This is a genomic window from Barnesiella sp. CU968, assembly GCF_905219685.1.
Classification (GTDB): domain Bacteria; phylum Bacteroidota; class Bacteroidia; order Bacteroidales; family Muribaculaceae; genus Lepagella; species Lepagella muris_A.
This window is the reverse complement of record NZ_CAJMXD010000271.1, coordinates 1-3,995: the sequence shown is the minus strand read 5'-3', so window position 1 is coordinate 3,995 and position 3,995 is coordinate 1. Positions and strand designations below refer to the sequence as shown.

The window sequence follows — 3,995 nt, the reverse complement described above, 5'->3', positions numbered from 1 at the left end:
CCGTCCCTGAAGAAACTCGTTCTGGCGTTGCAAAAACTCTATCAACTCGTTCTTTTTCATGGCATAAAGTTACGAAATTTTCGTAAGATAGAGGTAATAGTTATAGTATGGGGACATCGCTATATCATCTTTTGCTTTTACCATCTTTGAATCCTCACCGATAAGCGTGGAAAGATAGTTCCAGAATGATTTGCGATGATGCTTGTACTTGTAATGCGCCATTTCATGCAGTATTACACCATCAGTCCATTCCTGTCTGAATATTACGAGGAACGGTTGTAAGGCAATATGATTGTTGAACGTGCAATAGCCGAGAACATTCTTCCGAAGACGTTTAACTGTAACGCCGGAGCCATGCAACCCCTTCAAATTCTCCCAATACTTTACTCTGGCGGGTAGCACAACTTTAGCAATTCGGAGTATGGTGTCGCGCATAAGTTCGCGCAGCCACTTCTGTATCTTTCGAGTCTCAAAGTCAGTGGAGTCGTGGTAAATCATATCCAAGATGCCATCGTGATATTGAACCAACAACTCGACACTGCCCTTATCTTGATACACGAAACGATCGGGTATCTTCAAAGCCGCCTCACACTCTAACGTGAATTTATCGACACAATGCCAAACCACCGACAAGTGCTTTGTAGTAAGTCTGAATCGTGGGTTTATCTTAAATGTCGGTTCTTTTATACCTCCCATATTTTATCCATTATAAGTTTATAGCCCTTTACTCCGTAATGACCTATCTTCAACCCATAGAAGCGAGTGCCAAGAGTCTTTTCTTTGTCTATTTTCTCCATTGTGGAGGGGTTGGGAACAGGGAACTCGAAGTCTGAGACAATAAGGACATCTGCCATCTCGTATGTTCCTTTCTGAAGAACGTGAATAGCCTCGGCAAGCATCTGTTCACCATCAGTGCCCCCACTATAACTATGCTCCAAAAAGTTGTCAATCATACGCCAATTTCGTGGTTTGGCAAGGTCGATAGACTTTGACCTGACAGAGAAACTGATTAGATAACAAGGTCTTTTCTGTTTCTTTGCCATCCGTAGCAACTGCTTGAGCAACGAGAAAGCAATCCTTTGAGGTTGCCCCGACATTGAGCCACTGGTATCAATGCTTACGATAATGGGACCTTTCGTTAGTCGTGGGTCTTTGCGATGTTCCTCTATCTTTTTAGGCTTGTCTTTACCAGGACTTGAAAACTGCTGGAGTTCCTTGGTAGCATATCTCTTAAAGAAAAGATCTTCCGGCATGGATAATTCCACTGGTAGGACTCGCTCCAGATTGTCGCCTGACTCAACTCTGTCAATCTCTTCAACTGAACTGTTTTTAGCAACAGTGGTGGGCAGGAAACGATACACCACAGTATCTTTTTCTTCTTCCGATGAATCCTTGTCTCGCCCAATCATATCGACAATCTCTTTCAATTGCGGATAACGATGGACATAGTTCTCCACCTTCTTTTTATCTTCATAATCCCTCGTGCCGGCATCTCGACTGAGCTGTTCAAACTGCATTTTCGCACGACTCAACATCTGACGCTCTTTCCGGTCGAGCTTTGCCTTACAAGCATTTTCCCAATCACTGGTCAATGCCGAAAATATGGCGTCCTTATCATCGGTCTTGAACTGAGCCTTATAGCCGGGAAGATTTACATCGTATTTGGAGTAACCGGCTTCAATGGTGGTGTATACCTCTTGCCACATCATTCGTTTCTCCTCTATGGCAGCTTCGCGAAACTTGGCAATCATAGCTAGTTCTTTCATTGCCTCTATCTGCAAGATTCGGTATTGTTCCAGCAAAGCAGTGAAGAATGAAATCAAATCCTCTTTCAGCACTTCGACCCATGTTGGATCCGAACCGTCAATCTGAGGGTTATTGTCGATGACCTCCTTCATGTATCCTGCGATGCAATCATCCGAGGGAATAGACGGAGGCATTTCACCACATTCCATATAGAAATCAAACGCCTCGCTATATTCCTCCAGCTTGGCGTCAACATCGGTATAGTCAATCATTTTATCATCATAACTACGTTGTTTAGCTTGACCTCAATGGTCTTTATCTGTTCGTTGACATCCTTCAACATCTTGTTGACCAACGCAAGGTCGTTGGAAGAAAGGAAAATATTGTCACAATCAGTCCAGATTGCTGTTACAGATTTCTCCCACTTCTCAACGCAGGTCTTGAAACTATCCTGAATCAACGAGACACGCTGATATACAGGCAATGTCTGCAAGAGTTCAGAATTTGTTGTCGGATGAGCAGCCTTTCGCCGGAATGCGTATGGAGTTCCATCAATTATCGCCCCATTCTGACACCTCTGAATATTGACCTTCGTCAGATTCGTAGCGTTCAGCGATTTTGCATCAAATGGTCTTCCAGGGACAAGAGTGTGGATGATATTCTTTTTACGCTTGCTGTCATAATATCTTACTCCATCGCGTGTCTGATTGGTCAACGCTGCGTAGTCCCATTTTGAAAAATAGGTGTCTCCGGCGGGATAATTCTCCACAAGATAGTAGAAATAATCATACTCAGCAAAATCATTATTATCGGAATTTATCCGTGAAGGAGTTGATTGCTGTGCTGTCTGTTTCTGAGGAGTCATGAGTTGTCGAATTGATTTGTCAATCTTCGACAAGCCTTTTAGTACCGTATCTGATATACTCGAAGTAAAAGCATTAAGCACATTCGGAATACACTCTACATCATTCCAGAAGCTATGAATAAGCAATAGATAATCAGATAGATTTATTTCACTGCGCCCATTCAGATATGCCGAGGTCTGCATCAGTCTATACGCTTTGCGCCAGCGACGGTCAGATATGTAATATCGAAGCTGATTGCCGTCCTCTTTTTCCAGCGCGGCAAGAATCTTCCGAATGTTTTTTATCGCATTGATGACCGAATCGTGAACGCCAACTTGCTTTGATTCATTCTGCCAGTCGGAATACAATTCATCAGTTATGTATAATGATTCCGCAAGTTCCGACATATCACCACCTGCGCCCTTTATCATTTTGAAGAAAGAGGCGTCACACTCTATGCAGTTTGAAACCATCCGCACAAGGAAACGGTCCCATAACGCTTCGAGACCTTCATCCTTGGCAGGAAGCTCGTTGGAGGCAGCGATAAGCACTTTCATTGGCGTGTGCATTATCTGTCCCCAATTATGGAAGATGTGTTCGTTTATTACAGTCAGAAGGGTGTTCTGAATCGACGGCCGGCTTTCCATATCTCATCAAGAAAAACCACATCGGCTTCAGGGAGATATCCGGCTGTCAGTCGTTCATATCGGTCATCGTTCTTTAAGCGGGAAATTGAAATGGGTCCGAATATTTCATCGGGTGTGCTGAATCGAGACATAAGGTAATCAAACGACTTCCCATCTTTAAATACCATCTTCAATCGACTTGCAACCATACTTTTAGCAGTACCCGGAGGCCCGAGCAGGAACATATTTTCTCCAGCCACAGCACATAGTAATGCCACGGCTATTATCTGTTCCTTTTCATAGACTTCCTGCGACATCCATTCTACCAGTTGGCGAATGTGTTCCTTCGGAGTCGACGGGAAAAGTGATTTAGTTCTGACTTTCTTTGCCATAATAAAAAACGAGGTCAATTATGCTCACCGCAAAATTAGCTTCGTAATGTCGCAGATTTAGATACAGGTTATCTTTTTCTTATGTTTTGGTCAACAAAATCATCCGATGCGTTCTTTAACTCCTTCAGCGCAGGTAGCATATACTTGTGTTGGAGCGCGAATCCGATTACAGCACCGATATTCGCTTTAATCAGGGCTGAATGAGGCGGTCCGATAAAACAGGCTATGCCGCCTAATATTCCGGGGAGTATGGCAAATTTAAGTAGAGCCAACTGCTTCTGAATTACTTTATCCATTCTCCAGTTCCTTTCCTGCGGCAAGTATCGAGACTTTTACCTCGGTGTCTTCTATACTCTCATCGGGATATACGGCCCAAATAACATAAA

5 protein-coding genes are annotated in these 3,995 nt (G+C 43.5%); all 5 read right to left on the bottom strand.

The annotated features are described in order from the left end of the window. Positions 1 to 69: 69 nt before the first annotated feature. Positions 70 to 696, bottom strand: coding sequence for a YgjP-like metallopeptidase domain-containing protein (locus tag JX312_RS10050; RefSeq protein WP_204457897.1), 627 nt, complete (start codon positions 694 to 696; stop codon positions 70 to 72). After that, the gene (locus tag JX312_RS10045) at positions 684 to 2,018 is read right to left on the bottom strand and encodes a hypothetical protein (RefSeq protein ID WP_204457896.1); all 1,335 of its coding nucleotides are present in this window, start codon (positions 2,016 to 2,018) and stop codon (positions 684 to 686) included. The genes JX312_RS10050 and JX312_RS10045 overlap by 13 nt, the downstream gene beginning before the upstream one ends. After that, a complete protein-coding gene (locus JX312_RS10040; RefSeq protein ID WP_204457895.1) occupies positions 2,015 to 3,238 on the bottom strand; it encodes a hypothetical protein in 1,224 nt (407 codons plus the stop codon). The genes JX312_RS10045 and JX312_RS10040 overlap by 4 nt, the downstream gene beginning before the upstream one ends. Further along, positions 3,202 to 3,609 (bottom strand): AAA family ATPase, encoded by a 408-nt coding sequence (locus tag JX312_RS10035; protein ID WP_204457894.1) that lies wholly within the window; start codon positions 3,607 to 3,609, stop codon positions 3,202 to 3,204. Before JX312_RS10035 ends, JX312_RS10040 begins: the two co-directional genes overlap by 37 nt. 68 nt (positions 3,610 to 3,677) lie before the next feature. Further along, on the bottom strand, positions 3,678 to 3,905 hold the full coding sequence (locus tag JX312_RS10030) for a hypothetical protein (RefSeq protein WP_204457893.1): 228 nt from the start codon (positions 3,903 to 3,905) through the stop codon (positions 3,678 to 3,680). Between the last annotated feature and the right edge of the window lie 90 nt (positions 3,906 to 3,995).

What these genes read in the sequence shown, in the direction of transcription:
- JX312_RS10050 (WP_204457897.1), bottom strand. Translation starts at nt 696, where the DNA reads ATGGGAGGTATAAAAGAACCGACATTTAAGATAAACCCACGATTCAGA.
- JX312_RS10045 (WP_204457896.1), bottom strand. Translation starts at nt 2,018, where the DNA reads ATGATTGACTATACCGATGTTGACGCCAAGCTGGAGGAATATAGCGAG.
- JX312_RS10040 (WP_204457895.1), bottom strand. Translation starts at nt 3,238, where the DNA reads ATGGAAAGCCGGCCGTCGATTCAGAACACCCTTCTGACTGTAATAAAC.
- JX312_RS10035 (WP_204457894.1), bottom strand. Translation starts at nt 3,609, where the DNA reads ATGGCAAAGAAAGTCAGAACTAAATCACTTTTCCCGTCGACTCCGAAG.
- JX312_RS10030 (WP_204457893.1), bottom strand. Translation starts at nt 3,905, where the DNA reads ATGGATAAAGTAATTCAGAAGCAGTTGGCTCTACTTAAATTTGCCATA.